The sequence below is a fragment of the Pararhizobium sp. DWP1-1-3 genome, from assembly GCF_049896125.1.
Classification (GTDB): domain Bacteria; phylum Pseudomonadota; class Alphaproteobacteria; order Rhizobiales; family Rhizobiaceae; genus Pararhizobium.
The window spans coordinates 1-17185 of record NZ_JAFCTR010000010.1 but is presented as its reverse complement, the minus strand read 5'-3'; the positions used below and the strand labels follow the sequence as shown (position 1 = coordinate 17185).

Sequence of the window (17185 nt, the reverse complement as noted above, 5' to 3'; positions counted from 1 at the left end):
ATGCTGTTGAATTTCGATCGTCTCGGCGGCTGGAAATGGGTGCTTCTCGGCATCACGGCCCTGACGTCTGCCTTTCTCATCCTGCCGATCTTCTTCATCGCGGCCCTGTCGTTCGGCTCGTCGCAATGGCTGATCTTTCCGCCGCCCGGCTGGACGCTGAAATGGTATGCGATGTTCTTTGCCGATCCGCGCTGGCTGGAGGCCGCCGGCACCAGCTTCTACATCGCAGTTATCGTCACCGTACTGTCGGTCCTGATCGGCCTTGTCGCCTCCTTCGGGCTGGTGCGCGGCCGCTTCATCGGCAAGGAGGGACTTCGCGCGCTGTTTTTGACGCCGATGATCCTGCCGGTCGTGGTTCTGGCCGTAGCGCTCTACGCCTTCTTCCTGCGTGTCGGGCTGAACGGCACTGTGACCGGCTTCGTCATCGCACATCTGGTCGTGGCCTTGCCATTTTCGATCCTGTCGATCACCAATGCCCTGGAAGGGTTCGACAAATCGATTGAGGATGCGGCGGTATTGTGCGGCGCCTCTCCGCTGGAGGCCAAGATCCGCGTCACCTTGCCATCGATCAGCCACGGGCTTTTTTCGGCCGCAGTCTTCTCGTTTCTGACCTCCTGGGACGAGGTGGTCCTGGCCATATTTATGGCTAGCCCGACGCTGCAGACGCTGCCGGTCAAGATCTGGGCGACGCTGCGCCAGGACCTGACGCCGGTTATCGCTGCTGCCTCCACCCTTCTCATCGTCGTCACCATCGCCCTGATGCTGCTGGTCGCATTGCTGCGCAAAGGACTGAAATCATGAGCCAACCCTTCCTGCAGATCCAGGCCTTGCGAAAGGACTATGGCATCGTCACCGCCGTTCAGGAGGTCAATCTGACTGTCGAGCGCGGCGAGTTCATGACATTCCTTGGGCCGTCTGGATCTGGCAAGAGCACGACGCTCTACATTCTCGCCGGTTTTGAAAACCCGACGGCCGGCGATATCCTGCTGGACGGCCAAAGCCTAATCTCGACGCCCTCGCACAAGCGCAACATCGGCATGGTCTTCCAGCGCTATACGCTGTTTCCGCATCTGTCCGTCGGTGAAAACATCGCCTTTCCGCTAAAGGTCCGCAGGCTTGGCAAGGCCGAGATCGATGCCAAGGTCGCCCGGATGTTGAAGCTCGTGCGGCTGGAAGGTTTCGAGGATCGTAGGCCCGCCCAGATGTCCGGCGGCCAGCAGCAGCGCGTTGCGCTCGCCCGGGCACTGGCCTATGACCCGCCGGTACTGTTGATGGATGAACCGCTATCGGCACTGGACAAGAAATTGCGCGAGGAAATCCAACACGAAATCCGCCGCATCCACCAGGAAACCGAAGTCACCATCCTCTATGTAACGCACGACCAGGAAGAGGCGTTGCGCCTGTCCGATCGTATCGCGGTGTTTTCCAAGGGCGTCATCGACCAGATCGGAACGGGTCCGGAGCTATACGCAAACCCCGCCACCCGCTTTGTCGCCGAGTTTGTTGGGGACAGCGATTTCGTCGATTGCCGGATCGTTGCCGCGCAAGGCGGCCGCGCCGATATCGCTGTCGGCTCCAGTGCGATCCGTGGCGTACCACTGCATGGGCCCGGCGCTGCCGGCGGCATTGCCGCGCTGATGCTACGACCGGAGCGGCTCTCGCTGACACGCGGGCGCTGCGCAGAAGGCGGCGCCAATCTCGTAGCCACCGTTACCGACATCACCTTTCTCGGCAGCAATGTCCATGTCGCCGCCGCTGCTGAGACAGGCGAAGCGCTGTCCGTCCGCCTGCCTTTCGGCCACGAGGCCGCATCCCGGATCAGCCGAGGCGACGCCATTACCCTCGGCTTCGATCCCGCCAGCGCGCATGTTTTCAGCGCGTCGGCGCCTGCGTCGATAGCGAAGGCCGCATCGGGTCATTAATGTGCGCCAAATTTACTCGCACGCAAGTTAGCTGTATCTACAACGATGCAGTGAATAACCTTTATGTCGTAAACGACCAAACATGCAATGTCCGCGGCCTTCGGTCATAGGTGGCAGTGAGTTTCATGGACCAATTACCATGGCCGCCATGGTTCGGTGGTCTCGACACTGCTTTCGCTTTGTCGTTCCAGTGGGCCAGGTCATCATCGCAAATTTGGCGATACAATAAGCATGAGGTATTTGGTTCGAGGAGAAGGCTCGCGCTGCCGTAATCCATTGCGGGCATTGATGGCATCGGTATACGTGCGCGCCTCTTTGTACATTTCGGGACTTTGAGCGGTCAGAGTGAAAAACGATGACTGAACCGGTCAGAACTTCAAATCGATCCAAGTCCCTCACCTCACTTCTATCCGCTAAGAGGTACGAGACTCCCCCAGAGTACTTGTTCGGCCAAGCGCACGCCCACTCCGCCCGTCGCCGACGGCCCCTCATCTAAGAAAACGATGCCGCGTTCCTCGTAGACACGCTTTATAGCTTCGACACAGGCTGGGGACCGCGACAATGGACCAGAGATTTCCCCAACCGCAATTTCTAATTTCGAAAGGTGAGGGGGATTTCAGGATCGGCATGTGTGTTGCCGGAAACATGGAGGATCCGACGGCCTCACGGGACGATATTGTCGACATCGCGCGCTCGCTGGCCAGGCCGCGCAAGCAGGCTGCGGCGCTCTCTCGTCAAACCGTTTCTGGCTACGCGCCGCCTTCAACCCATAAGCGACAACGAGGCGCGCCGTTCGACGAACGTACCAAGCAGGGCTTGATCGACGATCCCCTTTGCCCTTGCATGACGCGCACTCTGATTGAGGCTGCTCTCATCGTCCATGAAGCCGCGCGACATCTTCACGCGACCTGAATTTTAATCAGGATTCAGAAGCACAATCGAGGGTGGGATCAGTGCGATCCAGAAACCGTGACATCACATCGTTCCCCGTCTCCAGCTCGCTCCCCACCATTACAGCCGCGGCGATAGCGATGAGCGAAGAGGTTGGATTGTGCGTCGATGCCCCGGCCCTGATGTTCATGACAAGCGTCGGGCACAGAAAAAGCGCGAGCCGAATGACACGGCGCCAATCTTCCGGAAGCAAGCCCCGTGCATCCAACTCGCTCAAAAGAGGACGCCACACATTGTCGGCCTTCACGTCCAGCAATTTGGCTCGCACCGCGCTTAAATCCCAATCCGTTTCCAGAAAAAGCGTGCCAGCCTCGTAGCGGGCAAACCCCGAAAATCGCTTTTCAGCGTCGGCAGGATCATAGAGCCACAGCGGATGTGCGAAAACATTATGGAAGGTCGTCTTCACCTCGGCCAGAAGCGTCGGCACATTCTGCCCGGCAAAGGCCGGATCGAAGTAGGAAAGGTGCGCCCGGCCGTCTGTCTCTGTGTACCAAACATTCGCATTGTGCGCATCGCCGTGTGCGACTACGCCGCCAGCATCGGCGAGCCGGTCGGGTCTCAAGCGAACACTCGCAAGCTCGAAGAGTTCGCCAAAGCTGTGACGATATCGCCGCCCATTAATGACAATTCGCGCCCTGGAGAAAGTCTCCCAGTCGAGGTCGACCCCCGGAAGAAGAAAGCGCTGGTCCACGTAGAAACTCTTGTAACGCCCGCCTGGAATGGCGCCGGAGTGCGGATCGGTGAGCCTGTCGTAGAACAGCCTATGAATCGGCTCGGCCGCAACCTCCTGCGGCGTCACATCGTGCAGGCTTTCGAGGTAAACGGAAAGCACCCGGGCAGAAAGAGCCTTCTCTGCAGCTACGGCCTTCGATTCCGCCACCGGATCTGGTTGGAGGTCCAACGCGCGCAGCACATCGGAAAAGCGCGGATCGCTGCGCCGGCGGTAAATGAGTATCTGTTCTCCGGGTAGGACCGACATGTAGAGTGGTTGATCAACCGGAAGCCCGGCGCGTGCAAGGATGTCGGCGCGATAATATTCGCCGGACATTGCCTCTTCTCCGTCTTCCTGATGAAACTTGAAGAAAAACGACTGGCCGTCGGCGTCGAAAAAGCCGTTTAGGGAATTCAAGCTGTACTGATCGCGATTGATGCGGATCTCTTCCGCCTTCAGCGAAAAAAGATCCAGAAGCAGGCTGGCCAGAAGTACTGTCGCCGCCGGCTCATCGATTCGCGCCATCCGGCGAATGTCAGCTGTCCTGCTGTTGCTTTCGGTCATCTTCATCTTCCAGTCTTTGATGTTATTTCAGCGATGACGGTGCATAGCGGCTGCCAAGGGAATAGCGGTTGCCGGCATAGGTGAGCCGGTTGACCGTCGCGACTTTTGTACCCGACCAAGTCCGGCGGTGAAGAAGCAGGCAGGGGGCTCCCTCTTCAACCTTTAGCATCCGTGCGGTTTCGGCATCCGCCCCGATGGCGGAAATAACGTGTTCCACTTCGGTCATTGGCGTCGAGCGCTGCAGATAGTCGTAGGTGGTCATAACAGCGAAGTCCTGCTGCTCGTAGTCCGGCACGAGTTCCGAGTTGACAAAGCGCTCTTCGACCTGGACAGGAATGCCGTTGTCAAAATGGACGACGATCGAATGGGCAACACGAATCTGCCTGCCGGCCTCGAAGGCTGCCAAGAGTTCGATTTCCGGCCTTATCGCTTCGAGCAGAATGACCTCTGCGCGATGCTCTCCCCCACGTCCGCTGATTTCGCTGGCAATATTGGCGACCTCGATCAGGGTCGATTGCGGCTTGGGTGGGGCAACGAATGTACCCACCCCTTGGATGCGCAGGAGATAACCTTCGGACGTGAGCTCCCGCAACGCCCTGTGAACCGTCATGCGGGATACACCGAGCGTTGCCACCAGATCGTGCTCGGACGGTAGCCTGCGGTTCTTGTCCCATTCACCGCTGCCGATATGCGCAAGGACATAATCCTTGACCTTCTCGTAGAGGGGGCTTGCATTATCGGTCAGGGACTTCATCGCAACCGGCTTTCCATCGGACGCTTGGGTCATGGGCGGTACCCGAGCCGAACGATCGTTTTGAGACCTGTGACATTGCCGGCAAGAAGCCGTTCATAGGCCTGCGGCACGGCATCGATTGTGATTTCCCGGTCTATCAATTTGACAAGAGCAGGCGCCAGTCCGGGCAACAAGGCGACAGCTTCCGGCAACTCGTCGGTAAAGGCGTGGCAGCCGATGAGCGCGATTTCGCGCTCGACGAGCGTGTTCGGGTCGAGCTCGACGCGACCGTGCGTGATGCCGACCAGTGACAGCGAACCACCGCCACCGAGAAGCACGATAGCCCGCATCAGGACATCGATATGGCCCGTCGCGTCGAGCGCGTAACGCAGTACCCGTCCGCAAAGCACATCGCCGAGAGATTCCGTGTCGAGAGTGACACTTAGCGCACCGGTCGCCCGCGCAACCAGTCCTGCGCGATCCGCGTTGCGGTCGCAGACAAGGACCGGACCATCGTGAAGGCGCGACAGGAGAAGCGCTGCAAGGCCCCCGATCGGGCCGCAGCCGATAACGAGAACCGGTTCGCCTGCCGGGACCGCCTGCCGGTGCACCGCATGCAGGGCAACAGCCAGCGGCTCGGCCATGGCAGCAATGGCGGGATCAAGCGCCGGATCGTATCTGACGAGCAGCCGCTCCGGTAATGCCGTCTGCTCTGCAAAGCCACCGTCGCAGATTTCTCCGACGAAGCCGAGGTGGTCGCAGATGTTGTGCCGGCCGTTTTGGCAGGCAGGACATTCGCCGCACCAGAACCGGGAGTCGGCAACGACCGTATCGCCGACCGTAAACGTGCGAACGCCCGCCCCGACCTCCGTGACCACGCCGGCGAACTCATGCCCTGCCACCGAAGGCGACCGCGTGATCCACTGTCCGGTGCGAAAATTATGAATATCGGAGCCGCAGATGCCAGCGGCGGTAACAGCGACGCGGACCCAGCCGGGGGCAAGCGGGCCGGGGATGTCGATGTCCTCGACCCGGATATCGCCTGCTGTGTAGAGTCGTGCCGCCCTCATCGTCACAGGTAGTCCTTGCGAACATCGGAGACCGCGTGCTCGTGCGAGGAGAAGCCCTCGTAACGGGCAAGGGTACGGGCATGTCGTGCAAATTCCGGATAAGCCGACGCCGTGACGTAACCGATCGACGAGCGTTTAACGAAATCTGTCACGGACAGCGGTCCGTAGGTGCGTGCCCAGCGGCTTGTCGGAAGCACGGCGTTGGGGCCAAGACCGAAATTGCCGATCGAAACCGGCGTATGCGGACCCATCAGGATTTCCGCTGCTTCCGTGATGTGGCCAAGATGAGCGAAGGGATCCGTCGACAGGATTTCGAGATGTTCCGGCGCATAGTCGTTGACGAAGCGATAGCTTTCTTCAAGCGAGGAGGTGAGCACGATGCCGCCACAGCGGCCGGTGAGCACCGCTTTCGAGAAAGCCACGCGTTGTTCGGTCATGCGAGCCCAGTGATCGGGCAGGGCGGCGAGAGCCTCGTCGGCCACGCGACGGCTATGGGTGACGAGATAGGCGGATGAATCCGGACCGTGCTCGGCTTCGACCAGAAGGTCGAGCGCCGCAAGGCCGCCCTTCACCGTATCGTCGGCAAAGATGACGGCCTCGGACGGGCCGGCAGGCAGGCCGGGATCGATGACGCCGGACAGAAGGCGTTTGGCCGCCACCACGAATGGGCTTCCCGGACCAACGATCTTCAGCGCCGGCTTGATGGTCTGCGTGCCATAGGCGACAGCCGCCACGGCCTGCGCGCCGCCAACCTTGTAGACGTTGGACACACCGGCGAGACGCGCTGCGACCAGTGTCGCGGCATCCACGGATCCATCCGGCGCTGGCGGCGTGACGATGGCAATCTCCGGCACGCCGGCGACGACGGCAGGCACCGCCGTCATCATGGTAACCGAGGGAAACGCGCCCTTACCGCGGGGAACGTAGAGCGCAACGGAGCGGATCGGGGTGAAGCGGTCGCCGGCATAGGCTCCGGGGCGCATCTCCTTCAGCCACATCGGTTCTGGTTTCTGCACTTCGTGGAATCGCCGGATATTGTCGATGCCGAACCGGATGGCTGCGATGACTTCATCCTCTACCAGATCGAAGGCGGCGTCGAATTCGGCTTCCGTCGCCTTAAGCCGGCTCTCGTCCAGATCCGCCTTGTCCAGTTCACGCGCAAATCGCACCAGGGCGGCGTCCCCTTCGACGCGAACCGCCTCGATGATCGGCTTCACCGTTTCCATGAAACTGGAGAGGTCGGTCTCTGACCGGCGCAAGAGTGCTGCGCGGCTCGGCGCGTCAAATGCGGAGAGATCGTGAAAGGAGACGTCTGACATGGCTGTTTTCCCGTTTCGCCGGTGCATCGCGCCGGCTTCTGCGTCATTTGGATTTTAGGAAGATTTCAAGACCGACGAGGCGATCGAGAAGAACGATCGCCAGCGCCGCGCATGCGATGAAGACGACCGAGATAGCCGCCAGGTCCGGCGTGATGATGGAGCGGATGGAATTATAGATCTGGACTGGCAGCGTCACGATGCGTGCATCCGTCAAAAGCAGGCTCACCAGAAATTCATTCAGCGCCAGAATGAACATCAGCAGCGACCCGCTGATGACACCGGGCATGACGGCGGGCAGGGTCACGTGCAGGAAGGTAGAGAGCGGTGGGGCGCCGCAACTGGCGGCGGCGAGCTCGAGATCCGGATCAAGGCTGGAGGCGCTTGCGGTCACGGCCCAGATCATGAACGGCAGGTTGATGACGCAGCAAGCCAGCCCGACCGGCCAGAGCTGGCCCAGCAGCCTCGCTTCGCCGAAGATCAGCATCAGCCCGATGCCAGAACCGATAAGCGGGATGGTGAATGGCAGCAACAGATAGATCTGAACCGATTTTTCAAAGCGGATCGCGTATTTTGCAAGCACGATACCGGCCAACGTCCCCACCGGGATAGCGACGATCGTGCAGATTGCCGACACATAGAGTGAACGCAGGAACGCATCCCACAGATCGCGCGAGGTGGCGATCTTCTCGTACCATTTGAAGGAGAATCCCTCCGGCGGAAAGGTGATAATATTTCCGGACGTGAAGGAAGCACCGAGGATCACGATCGTCGGCGCCGACAGAAGAACAAGCACCGCGACGACGAAAATCCAAAGAATGATGGTTTTGCTCAAGGGGGCGGTCATCGGCGCGCCCTCCCCATGGCCAGGGTGCCGGCACCGAACAGGGTGAAGACTAGACCCACCAGCATGGAGCCGGCGGCGACGAGCAACAGGGCCAGCGTCGAGCCCAGCCCCTGATCCGATGTGCGAAAGAACTGGTCGTAGATGGCGTTGGCGATGAAATCCTGGCTGCCGCCGCCGAGGATGGCGGGCATGGCGAAATCGGTGAGCGACAATGTCATGACCACAAGCCCGGCACCGACAAGTCCAGGCCTTGCAAGCGGTAACACGATGTGGCGGAAGGTGCGCGCCCAGTCGGCGCCAAGGGAGCCGGCGGCAGCTTCCAGCTCTTCTGGGATGGCGGTCAGCGCCGGTGCCAGCATAAGAACGGCGAAGGGCAGCATGTACTGGACAAGGCCGAAGAGCACGGCCCAGTAATTATAAAGGAGGCGGATCGGGGCGATGCCGACAAGGCCGAGCGCCTCGTTGACCATACCCTGGTTGCCAAGAATGATCAGCCAGCCATAGGCTCGGACAACCTGGCCGATGAAGAAGGGCAGGAAGAGCGCGATCAGCAATAGCTTGCGGATGATCGGCGAGGATGTGCGCACCATCACATAGGCATAGGGAAAGGCGAGAGTGAGGGTAACGACCGTGACGATCAGCGATCCCGCCAGGCTGCGCCAGGCGACGACTGCAAACAGGCTTTCGGTGAAGGCGCGTTGATAATTAGCAAGGGTGTAGGCTTCCGACATCAGAAAGGTGCTCGTATCCAATGTCCGCAGGCTGACATCGCCGATCTGCCAGAGACCGAGCACGAGGAGGCCGACGAGCAGAAGGGCGGGGGCGAGCATCAGCCACGGGATTGCTCGCCCGAAACGCGCTGGCCAGACAAAGGCCGCGAAGGCTTCCAGTACATCCATGATGCGCCAGGTCAGGGGGTAGGCCGATTTCGCCACTCGCATGTCAGTCCTTGTTTGGTGACGGTATGTGCACCGGAGCACCCCTCATTTGGCCTGTCGGCAACCTGTGTCGTTGCCTCTAGCGCGGAGACGGGCCAGGGTGAGGGGTATCGGAACGCTCAACCCTGCATGATGGCCTTGAACTTCGAGAACCACTCGCTCTCGTTTTCCACCTGCACCTTGGAGGAGATACGGATCAGGTGTTTGAATGCTTCTTCTGTGGTGGGATAGGAGGGATCGTCAACGAGGTCGGCCGGCGGCTTGACGCCCGGCACCACACCCGGCAGTCCCAGGCCGTCAAGCCAAATCTGCTGGGCTTCGACAGTCAGCGAGTGGTTGATATATTCCTTCGCCCAGTAAAGTTCGTTGGCCGGCAGACCTTTGGGTATCCAGAGACCGTCGGTATCGAACTTGGCGCCTTCCTCCGGCACGACCCACTTGATGTCGATGCCGTTTTTCTTTGCCTCGCGCGCGTTGGTCGAAATCGTGCAGGCGGCGTCGATTTCGCCCTTCTGGAACCACGTTGTGAAGTCCGGATCTTCGCCAAGCAGCGGCTGCTGCTCCTTCATCTTGGCGACGAAGTCCCAGGCTGGCTGCATGTTGGCCGGAATGTCCTCGATCTTGCCGCCGCCGGCGACCTGTGCGGGGAAATGGAAGCCGATGCCGTCATTGTAGAGCGCGATGCGGCCCTTGTACTTGGGATCGAGCAGGTCCTTCCAGGACTTCGGCGCACCGTTCGGAAAGGCCTCCGGGCGGTAAGCAAGCACATAGACATAACCGTAGGTGTTGACGATTGGATAGCCGTCGAGACCCACCGGCTTTGCAAGATCGGTCGTATTCTTCAGGTTGGAAAGATCCGACAGATCCTCGGTTACTCCGCGCAGCGCCGATTTCGTGGCGTTGGTGGTCGTGTCCCAGTTGATGTGGATCGGTGGCACACGGCCTTGGGCTACGGCCGCCCAGACCTTCGGCTGGATTTCGTTATCCTCGGTCAGATCGTGGCGGATGGCGATGCCCGTCTTGGCGGTGAAACTATCGGAAACACCGGCTTTCAGGGCATCGACCCAACTGCCGCCCCAGGCGCGAACGATCAGCTCCTTCGGTTTTTCCGGCTCTTGCGCAAACGCGCTGGATAGGCCCAGTGAGGACAGACCGGCCGCGCCGCCGATGGTTGCGGCGCCCTGAAGGAACCGGCGTCGGGGGAGCATCAAGGATGTCAGTTTACCTTCGCGCATTTTCTTCTCCTCTGGTTGACCGGTTTGTCCGGCCTACGGTTTGAATTCTAGAACATCGCCCGCGGTCCAGCCGAGATAAACGGCAGAACCCGGTTCCAGTTGGCTATGTGCGGACGGATCATGATCGAAAACCCGCAGCAGCGTATCGCCGAGCGATGCGACCCGGACCTCGTAGACGACCCTCTCGCCTTCGAAGATTGCATCCGCCACGATCCCCTCGACAATCGTGTCGGCGCCGACCAGGCCGTTGCGGGTCGGCGCGATGCGTATTTTCTCCGCGCGGATTGCCCGGCGTTCGCCGTCCGGTGCATCGAGGAAATTCGTCACGCCGATGAAATTCGCAACGAAGGCGTTCGATGGGCTTCGATAGGTTTCCGAGGGCCGCGCCTTCTGCTGAATCTCCCCGCCGTCCATGACGATGATCTCATCGGATACGACGAGGGCCTCCCGCTGGTCGTGCGTCACGTTGATCGTGGTCACGCCGAGCTCACGCTGGATGCGGCGAAACTCGAGTTGCATTTCCTCACGCAATTTCCGGTCGAGGGCTGCGAGCGGTTCATCGAGCAAAAGCAGGTCCGGCTCGAACACCAGCGCGCGGGCAATCGCCACACGCTGCTGCTGGCCACCCGACAGCTCGTGCACCCGGCGGGTGCCGTAGCCGCCAAGACGCACCATGTCCAGATAGCGCTCGACCCGGGCGGGAATGGCACGCGCATCACTGCGCCGCATTTTCAGTGGAAAGGCGACATTCTCGGCGGCAGTCATATGGGGAAACAAAGCGAGCTTTTGGAACACCATACCGATTGAACGTTTATGGGGCGGAACTGCGCTGACAGCAGCGCCATTGATGAAGATTTCGCCGCTGGTTGGACGCTGGAAGCCTGCGATTAATCGCAGCAGTGTGGTCTTGCCGGATCCTGAGGGGCCGAGAATCGTGAGGAACTTGCCAGTTTCCAGATCGAACGACGCCGACCGAACTGCATGCAGACCATCATAGACCATGTTCACGGACTTAACGGATACGGCTACTGTAGGCCCTTCTAGCTTAGGCTTAATCGCCGATCCTTGGAGTGATGCCGGCATCATGCTTTCCCTGCGCGGCGATCCTGCCGCATTAACAATGTTAGATTGAGGCAAGGTAGCCTCCATCGATCGGTATGCAGTGTCCCGTGACATAGCGGGAGGCGTCACTCGCAAGGAAGACGACGGCGCCTGCCACGTCGTTCATGTCGCCGAAGCGCCGCTGCGGGATCTTTTCCAGCATCGCTTCTTGCCACGCTGCGTCCTGATAAAAAACATCGGTCATCGCAGTGCGGAAGTAGCCAGGTGCGATGGCGTTGACGCGAATCCCCTGTTGCGCCCATTCGGCGGCCAGAGCATGCGTCATACCCATCAGGCCGGATTTGGAGGAGCCGTAGGGAACCGCAGTTGGAACGCCAACATAGGAAGTCAGCGAGCAGAGATTGACGATTGCGCCGCCTGTGCCGAGCGCCACCATGTTGCGCGCTGCGGCCTGCGCGCAAAAGAACGCCCCCTTCAGATTGGTCGACACAATCCGCTCCCACAACGCCTCATCGACATCGAGAGCCGGCCGGATTTCTTCATAACCGGCATTATTGACGAGAATATCCAGTCCGCCCAACGCGCGCGCTGCGGCGTCGATGACAGACGCGCAGGAATCAACATCGCGGACGTCGTGTGCATAGGCGAAGGAGCGCTTGCCCGTTTTGCCAATGCGCGTTTTGGTCTCTTCTAGACCATTGACGTCACGCGCAGTGACCGCGACGTCCGCGCCGGCGGATGCGAGCGCGTGGGCTATTGCCTGCCCCAGACCGCGGCTTGCCCCCGTTACAAGTGCCTTTCGCCCCGTCAGATCGAAGAGTTCCGCTACATTCATCGGGCTCGCCATAGGTCTGATTGCTTCCCTGTCCGTCATAGCACCATCTTTTTTAAAGGTTGTCTATACATATATGTACAAATAATAAGCTCTGCGGTTGGGTGAGCAAAAATCAGTCAATTTTGAATCGACGAAAGGATCGTAATCCCAGCGCAGACAAATTTGGAGCAACCACACCTGAGAAGTGCCATTCTTCCGTCTCGGATCGCTGCGGCAGAAAAAGCGCTCAGTGGCATTTTTTGCGATCGCCAAATAGTCTCCTCCAATCAGTGCGCCCCTACCAAGAGAAGGTAAGCGCGGTATCGGTCGAACTGAAGGCTGCAAATCAAATGCTTTCGGACCTGCTTCGTCGCAACTCCGACCATTCCGGCCCGAGTCTGCGTATCTCTTCTGCAACGATATAGTGAACCTGTTTTTCGGCAAAAACAGAGCAACTGCGAAAGTGTACCTAAGTACGATTGTGGCTGCGGTAATCGTTTAAAGAAGCCACTTCGATAACCAAGGCCAAATATCCGACCCTGTCACGGTTGATCGAGCCAAAGTGGGGAGGAACTGCCGTTTTCAGCGGTTCGTCCATATGAATACAGATGGCGGAGAGGGGGATTTAAACCCACGATACCCCTGCGGGTATGCCGCATTTCGAGTGCGGTGCCCATTATCAGGTTTGGTGGCGCACTAATAATACGCTTTGAAAGCCGCGGCGTAGCCTTTTCTAGCTATTACAAAGGATTAAGCGAGGCGGCGGCCCTCTTTTTTCGACGGATCAGCGCTTCGCTTAAATGCCAGAGCTTTTACGGCCGCTTCTTAGAGGTTCTATTGCAATAGTACCGGCGGGCAGGGGGGCGAATAGATCCGAAATTTCGCAAGACAATGCGACCGAAATTTTTTCAAGCGTCTTAACCGTGGGATTTTTGCTGCCGCGCTCCAGATGTCCGACGTAAGAGCGCTCGACCCCTGCCATCAGCGCCAGGTCGTCTTGTGATATTCCCTTGGCCACTCTCAAGCGCCGGATATTCAATGCTATCACTTGCTGTGCGTTCATCGACGCAGCACAGCACTTGAAAATTTTGGAAACCACGTAATATAGAACTATGAAAGACCGCAGCGCTCGGGTATGCTTGACGGGCAGGGCGAAGCATCGTCATGTAAGGGAGACGGCTTCGCATGGAACTGCGCCAACTCACCTACTTCGTCGCGGTCGCCGAGGAATTGCATTTCGGCAGGGCGGCGGCTCGGGTGCATATTGCCCAGCCGGCTCTGTCGACGCAGATCCAGGCGCTGGAGCGCGAGTTGGGCGTGCAGCTGTTTGTCCGATCCACCCGGCGCGTCGAGCTGACGGTTGCGGGCGAGACCTTCTATAACCGCTGCGTGCGGATCCTGAGCGATATCGACATGAGAGCGCAGGCGACACGTTCGGCCGCCGGCAAGACCGTGCGCAAGATCCGGATCGGTACGATCTATCCAGCGACCATCGGCGTGCTGCCGGCCTTCCTGTCGAAGATCGCTAAAAAATATCCCGACATCCAGCTGCAGATCCAGAGCGGCTCAACCAGCGACATCATCCGTGGTCTGGAATCTGGCCAGATCAACCTCGGCTTCATCCGGCCGGTGGAGAATATTGGCAGCCTGCGGTTCTTCTCAATGGCGAATGACGAGTATCTTTTGGCCGTCGCCAGGGACAGCCGGCTTGCTGCAATGGCCGAGATCAGCATCGAGGACCTGCGGGATCAGAAGATCATCTCATTTTCACGCCAAAACCTCTCCTATACCGAACGCTATTTCGCGGAGATGTTTGCCGAGCATGATCTAGCCCGCAACATCGCGTATAGTTGCGACGACACGTTTGCGTTGATCTCGCTGGTATCGGCCGGTCTTGGAATTGGCTTTGCACCGCAATGGACGAGAGATTTCCCCAACCGTAATTTCGAGCTTCGAAAGGTGAGGGGAGTGGATTTCAGGATCGGCATGGGAGTTGCCTGGAATATGGAGGATCCAACCGCCTCGCGGGACGATATCATCGATATTGCCCGCTCGCTGGTCAGGCATCAAAGACACCCTTCAGGTGAGCTCTCTCGATACGGTTCGAGCAACAGTGCAGGCGCCAAAGCGTCCAGCGATCATTAACAACAACTTAGACATGGGAGAATTTGGTGGCGCGCAATAAACGTTCCAGGAACCTCCAGCAAACGGACCTTCACACCCCCGGCCAAGGCGATCAATCTGATGAGTTAATGATTACCCAGGCACACGCCCTCTATGGAAGTGGAGCACCCACCGCGGTCGCCTACTGTGCGTTGGTGGCCTGATTCGAGGATATGGAGGGCGAGTTTCGCCGCTTCGCCGGGATGTTTCGCAGGCTCAGGAACTAGTCGCTCCACGCAGGGTTTTCTCTTGGCTCCCTGCCGGACCTTTTGACCGCCGGCGCCTGGATTGTACAGCAGGTTGCCAGCCATCGTCCGACCCATACATATGTGATCTGAGAAACGGTAGATACAGGGAGTGGCTTCAGCGGTTGGCTTTGCGTTCAATGAATGAGCCAGTTTGTCATCTGCTCAATCCCAACCCTTTCGAGCGTGACAGCTCCTGTTTGAGGGTATGGTCTCGAGAGAGTTCGGCCATCCGGGTGCGCTCGACGATGCGCGCAACATTGATGATTTTGTCAGCCTGCTTCATCAGCTCGGCATTGCGGCTGAGCTCTGGTGCAAAGTTGCGTGGATCGGAGTGTCCGAACCGCTGGCGCAAGGCATCATTGACGATCTTTGCCTCATCCAGCGCCTGCTTGCCATCCGCTGTTGATCGCAGGTGATCGATCCAGCGATTGCGCTGCGTGAACGCGACAGTATCGATCTGGGAAAGAAGCTGGGCGCTCTGGCGTGTCAGACCCGGCACCTCGACCGTATCGCGCTTTTCTCTGACCCACGTCTCGGCGCTGCGTTCTTCCTCCAGGCGCCGATGCCATGTGCCTGCCGATGCCGCGACATGTGCAGCCACCGATTGCGCAAACCGGTGTGCCTCCTTGCGGTCTTTGTTGTCACCGAACAGTCCGGTCTTGCCGCGCAGATCTCCAAACTGCTGGGGTCGCTCGACAAGCGCTTTGCCGAGTGCCCTGCCGTCGCCGTTCTGTTCGATGATCGCGATGCGCAGCCGGTCTGTGACCTCGCCGGGATTGGTAAAAACAAGCTTGGCAACGGACTGTACCGATTGCCACTGGCTGTCGAACGTCGGCATGGCTTTCGCGCGGGCAACGTCCTCGATGCTGCGAGCATAATCCCTGACGGCAGGCACAAGCGGTGCCGGCTTCTCCAGCGCCGACCGCTGACCATCCCGGCTATCTTCGGCGGCGGCGCGATCAGAGCCAATCCGGGCGCCAGCACCGCCGTGCTCGCCCCATACCTGGCCCCGAATATCGCCTGCTGGATCCCCAGCATCGACGCGATAATCCTGCCTTTGGTTTACGTTACGCCCGAGAGCGATCTCACTCGACACGGCAACCCGGGCGGCAATACCGCGCCGGGCGGCAAAGTCGCTGGTGTAGTCGAGCGTCGTTTCTTTCGTGCCGTCCCGGCTAAGGCGTTGGCCAAGACGTTGAACGGCAAGCTCGTCACCCATTCTGACCAGCCATGAATGACGCTCGGCTGTTTGACCACCCGGCAGCCGCACGGTTTGCGATCCATTGTGCTCAAGGCCGATCCGGTCTCCGGCTTTCGCTCCGCTCGCCGCCAACGCCCGCTCGAGATCCACACCCCAGGTCGTCTGCTTTTTGCCTGCATCTGTCTCCAGCGTTACAAAATAGCTGTCGCGGTTTTGTGGATCCTGTCCATACGGGGCCTTGCCATGTTCGACCAGGCGGCCAGCCTTGCGATCGGCGAACTCGTGACCATCGACGTAAAGCCGCACACTGTCGCGATGCCGCGTCATGGCAACGTAAGCCAAATGCCGGTCCATGGTTTCTGAGGCGAGCACGAAGCTTTTGTCGACGGTTGCGCCCTGGGTCTTGTGGATCGTCGTCGCATAGCCGTGGTCAAAGGTCTGATAACTCTTCACGGGTATGGAGACGGCGCGGTCATTCTCCGGACCGGATAAAGCACCACTGTCAGGCCGAACGTGTATTGCTTCCGGTTCGACGGTCTGCACCGTTCCAAGCATGCCGTTCCTGACACCAAGGTCGCGGTTGTTTTCCAAAAATACGATCCGGTCTCCCGCTGCAAATGATCGCTTGCCGTCATTCGTCTCGAACGTCAGTTCACGGCCGAGGCGGCCGGGTTCTTCTCCGCGGTGGCCATCGCCTCCAGGTCCTACACTTTCTCCCCGCGCCAGCGCGCCCTTGTCTTGCATGGCGCGCCGGATCCCGGCATTGAGGGCACGAACATCAGCGCGACGGTGAGCCATCGCAATACGCGTTCCATCCGGCCGCTGCTCCCGATCAGCGATGTAGTCATTGACGATAGCAGCCTGCGCGTCCTCCCGGCTATCGCTGATCAAGATATTACCGTTCCGCTGATAAGCGGCCAACCCTTCGATGGTCTTGTGGGTGGCAAAGGCAACGGATGCGTCGCGCTGCCAGTCCACTTTTTGTCTGCGAATATCGGATAGTTCGGCATAGCCGATACGCTCCGTAATGGCGCGAAACGGAGCACCAGCTCCGATCGCCTGCAACTGCTCGTGATCACCGACAAGCACGATCTTGCCACCGGCCGTTTCCACCGCGCCAACGAACCGGGAGAGCTGCCGGCTCCCAACCATCCCGGCCTCATCGATCACAAAGACATCATTGCGGCAAAGTTCACCTCGACCAGCCTGCCAACCATATTCCCAAGAGGCCAGCGTGCGGCTTTCGATACCCGACGACTGCTCCAGGCCCTCGGCCGCCTTGCCGGAAAAGGCAGCGCCATGAACCTGATAACCCTGCGCCTCCCAGGCCTGCCTTGCGGCGGCAAGCATGGTGCTCTTGCCAGCACCGGCAAAGCCAACCACAGCTGCGATCCGCTCCGGCCCGGTGA

The 17185-nt window shown here is 59.5% G+C and carries 14 protein-coding genes and 1 pseudogene; 4 read left to right on the top strand and 11 right to left on the bottom strand.

Going from position 1 to position 17185, the window contains the following annotated elements; genetic code table 11:
- From ACP7BS_RS19430 to ACP7BS_RS19420, 3 genes and pseudogenes are all read left to right on the top strand, one after another.
- Positions 1-801: an ABC transporter permease gene (locus tag ACP7BS_RS19430; RefSeq protein ID WP_421870290.1), complete on the top strand. Its 801-nt coding sequence runs from the start codon at positions 1-3 to the stop codon at positions 799-801.
- A complete protein-coding gene (locus ACP7BS_RS19425; protein WP_426239431.1) occupies positions 798-1922 on the top strand; it encodes an ABC transporter ATP-binding protein in 1125 nt (374 codons plus the stop codon). The genes ACP7BS_RS19430 and ACP7BS_RS19425 overlap by 4 nt, the downstream gene beginning before the upstream one ends.
- Positions 1923-2466: 544 nt before the next feature.
- A pseudogene (locus tag ACP7BS_RS19420) lies at positions 2467-2636 on the top strand (LysR family transcriptional regulator); the annotation flags it as partial.
- Between the two features lie 205 nt (positions 2637-2841).
- On the opposite strand, the gene ACP7BS_RS19415 reads toward ACP7BS_RS19420, so the two are convergent.
- The 10 genes from ACP7BS_RS19415 to ACP7BS_RS19370 form a co-directional block, all read right to left on the bottom strand.
- Complete coding sequence (locus tag ACP7BS_RS19415) at positions 2842-4149, bottom strand: hypothetical protein (RefSeq protein WP_426239430.1); 1308 nt, start codon at positions 4147-4149, stop codon at positions 2842-2844.
- 22 nt (positions 4150-4171) lie between these two features.
- Positions 4172-4903 carry a histidine utilization repressor gene (gene hutC / locus ACP7BS_RS19410; protein WP_426239557.1) on the bottom strand — a complete coding sequence of 244 codons (732 nt, stop codon included), beginning with the start codon at positions 4901-4903 and terminating at the stop codon, positions 4172-4174.
- A 29-nt stretch (positions 4904-4932) separates the two neighbouring features.
- Positions 4933-5952 carry a zinc-dependent alcohol dehydrogenase gene (locus ACP7BS_RS19405; RefSeq protein ID WP_426239429.1) on the bottom strand — a complete coding sequence of 340 codons (1020 nt, stop codon included), beginning with the start codon at positions 5950-5952 and terminating at the stop codon, positions 4933-4935.
- 2 nt (positions 5953-5954) lie between these two features.
- On the bottom strand, positions 5955-7271 hold the full coding sequence (hisD, locus tag ACP7BS_RS19400; protein ID WP_426239428.1) for a histidinol dehydrogenase: 1317 nt from the start codon (positions 7269-7271) through the stop codon (positions 5955-5957).
- Positions 7272-7314: 43 nt separating this feature from the next.
- Positions 7315-8115 carry an ABC transporter permease gene (locus tag ACP7BS_RS19395; protein ID WP_426239427.1) on the bottom strand — a complete coding sequence of 267 codons (801 nt, stop codon included), beginning with the start codon at positions 8113-8115 and terminating at the stop codon, positions 7315-7317.
- Complete coding sequence (locus ACP7BS_RS19390) at positions 8112-9056, bottom strand: ABC transporter permease (RefSeq protein ID WP_426239426.1); 945 nt, start codon at positions 9054-9056, stop codon at positions 8112-8114. The genes ACP7BS_RS19395 and ACP7BS_RS19390 overlap by 4 nt, the downstream gene beginning before the upstream one ends.
- 116 nt (positions 9057-9172) lie before the next feature.
- Entirely contained in the window at positions 9173-10288 is a 1116-nt protein-coding gene (locus ACP7BS_RS19385; protein ID WP_426239425.1) for an ABC transporter substrate-binding protein, read from the bottom strand.
- 33 nt (positions 10289-10321) lie between these two features.
- The gene (locus tag ACP7BS_RS19380) at positions 10322-11371 is read right to left on the bottom strand and encodes an ABC transporter ATP-binding protein (RefSeq protein ID WP_426239556.1); all 1050 of its coding nucleotides are present in this window, start codon (positions 11369-11371) and stop codon (positions 10322-10324) included.
- A 40-nt stretch (positions 11372-11411) separates the two neighbouring features.
- Positions 11412-12185, bottom strand: a complete 774-nt coding sequence (locus ACP7BS_RS19375; protein ID WP_426239424.1) for an SDR family NAD(P)-dependent oxidoreductase — start codon at positions 12183-12185, stop codon at positions 11412-11414.
- Between the two features lie 775 nt (positions 12186-12960).
- Positions 12961-13227: a helix-turn-helix domain-containing protein gene (locus tag ACP7BS_RS19370; protein WP_426239423.1), complete on the bottom strand. Its 267-nt coding sequence runs from the start codon at positions 13225-13227 to the stop codon at positions 12961-12963.
- A gap of 122 nt (positions 13228-13349) precedes the next feature.
- Here ACP7BS_RS19370 and ACP7BS_RS19365 point away from each other — a divergent pair, with 122 nt between their 5' ends.
- A complete protein-coding gene (locus tag ACP7BS_RS19365; RefSeq protein ID WP_426239422.1) occupies positions 13350-14309 on the top strand; it encodes a LysR family transcriptional regulator in 960 nt (319 codons plus the stop codon).
- 420 nt (positions 14310-14729) lie between these two features.
- Here ACP7BS_RS19365 and ACP7BS_RS19360 read toward each other — a convergent pair.
- Positions 14730-17185: AAA family ATPase (locus ACP7BS_RS19360; RefSeq protein ID WP_426239421.1), on the bottom strand; the 2456-nt coding region annotated here is incomplete at its 5' end.

Bases quoted from the DNA above. Each gene is read 5' to 3' on its own strand.
- ACP7BS_RS19430 (WP_421870290.1), top strand. From the start codon at position 1: ATGCTGTTGAATTTCGATCGTCTCGGCGGCTGGAAATGGGTGCTTCTC.
- ACP7BS_RS19425 (WP_426239431.1), top strand. From the start codon at position 798: ATGAGCCAACCCTTCCTGCAGATCCAGGCCTTGCGAAAGGACTATGGC.
- ACP7BS_RS19415 (WP_426239430.1), bottom strand. From the start codon at position 4,149: ATGACCGAAAGCAACAGCAGGACAGCTGACATTCGCCGGATGGCGCGA.
- hutC (WP_426239557.1), bottom strand. From the start codon at position 4,903: ATGAAGTCCCTGACCGATAATGCAAGCCCCCTCTACGAGAAGGTCAAG.
- ACP7BS_RS19405 (WP_426239429.1), bottom strand. From the start codon at position 5,952: ATGAGGGCGGCACGACTCTACACAGCAGGCGATATCCGGGTCGAGGAC.
- hisD (WP_426239428.1), bottom strand. From the start codon at position 7,271: ATGTCAGACGTCTCCTTTCACGATCTCTCCGCATTTGACGCGCCGAGC.
- ACP7BS_RS19395 (WP_426239427.1), bottom strand. From the start codon at position 8,115: ATGACCGCCCCCTTGAGCAAAACCATCATTCTTTGGATTTTCGTCGTC.
- ACP7BS_RS19390 (WP_426239426.1), bottom strand. From the start codon at position 9,056: ATGCGAGTGGCGAAATCGGCCTACCCCCTGACCTGGCGCATCATGGAT.
- ACP7BS_RS19385 (WP_426239425.1), bottom strand. From the start codon at position 10,288: ATGCGCGAAGGTAAACTGACATCCTTGATGCTCCCCCGACGCCGGTTC.
- ACP7BS_RS19380 (WP_426239556.1), bottom strand. From the start codon at position 11,371: ATGCCGGCATCACTCCAAGGATCGGCGATTAAGCCTAAGCTAGAAGGG.
- ACP7BS_RS19375 (WP_426239424.1), bottom strand. From the start codon at position 12,185: ATGAATGTAGCGGAACTCTTCGATCTGACGGGGCGAAAGGCACTTGTA.
- ACP7BS_RS19370 (WP_426239423.1), bottom strand. From the start codon at position 13,227: ATGAACGCACAGCAAGTGATAGCATTGAATATCCGGCGCTTGAGAGTG.
- ACP7BS_RS19365 (WP_426239422.1), top strand. From the start codon at position 13,350: ATGGAACTGCGCCAACTCACCTACTTCGTCGCGGTCGCCGAGGAATTG.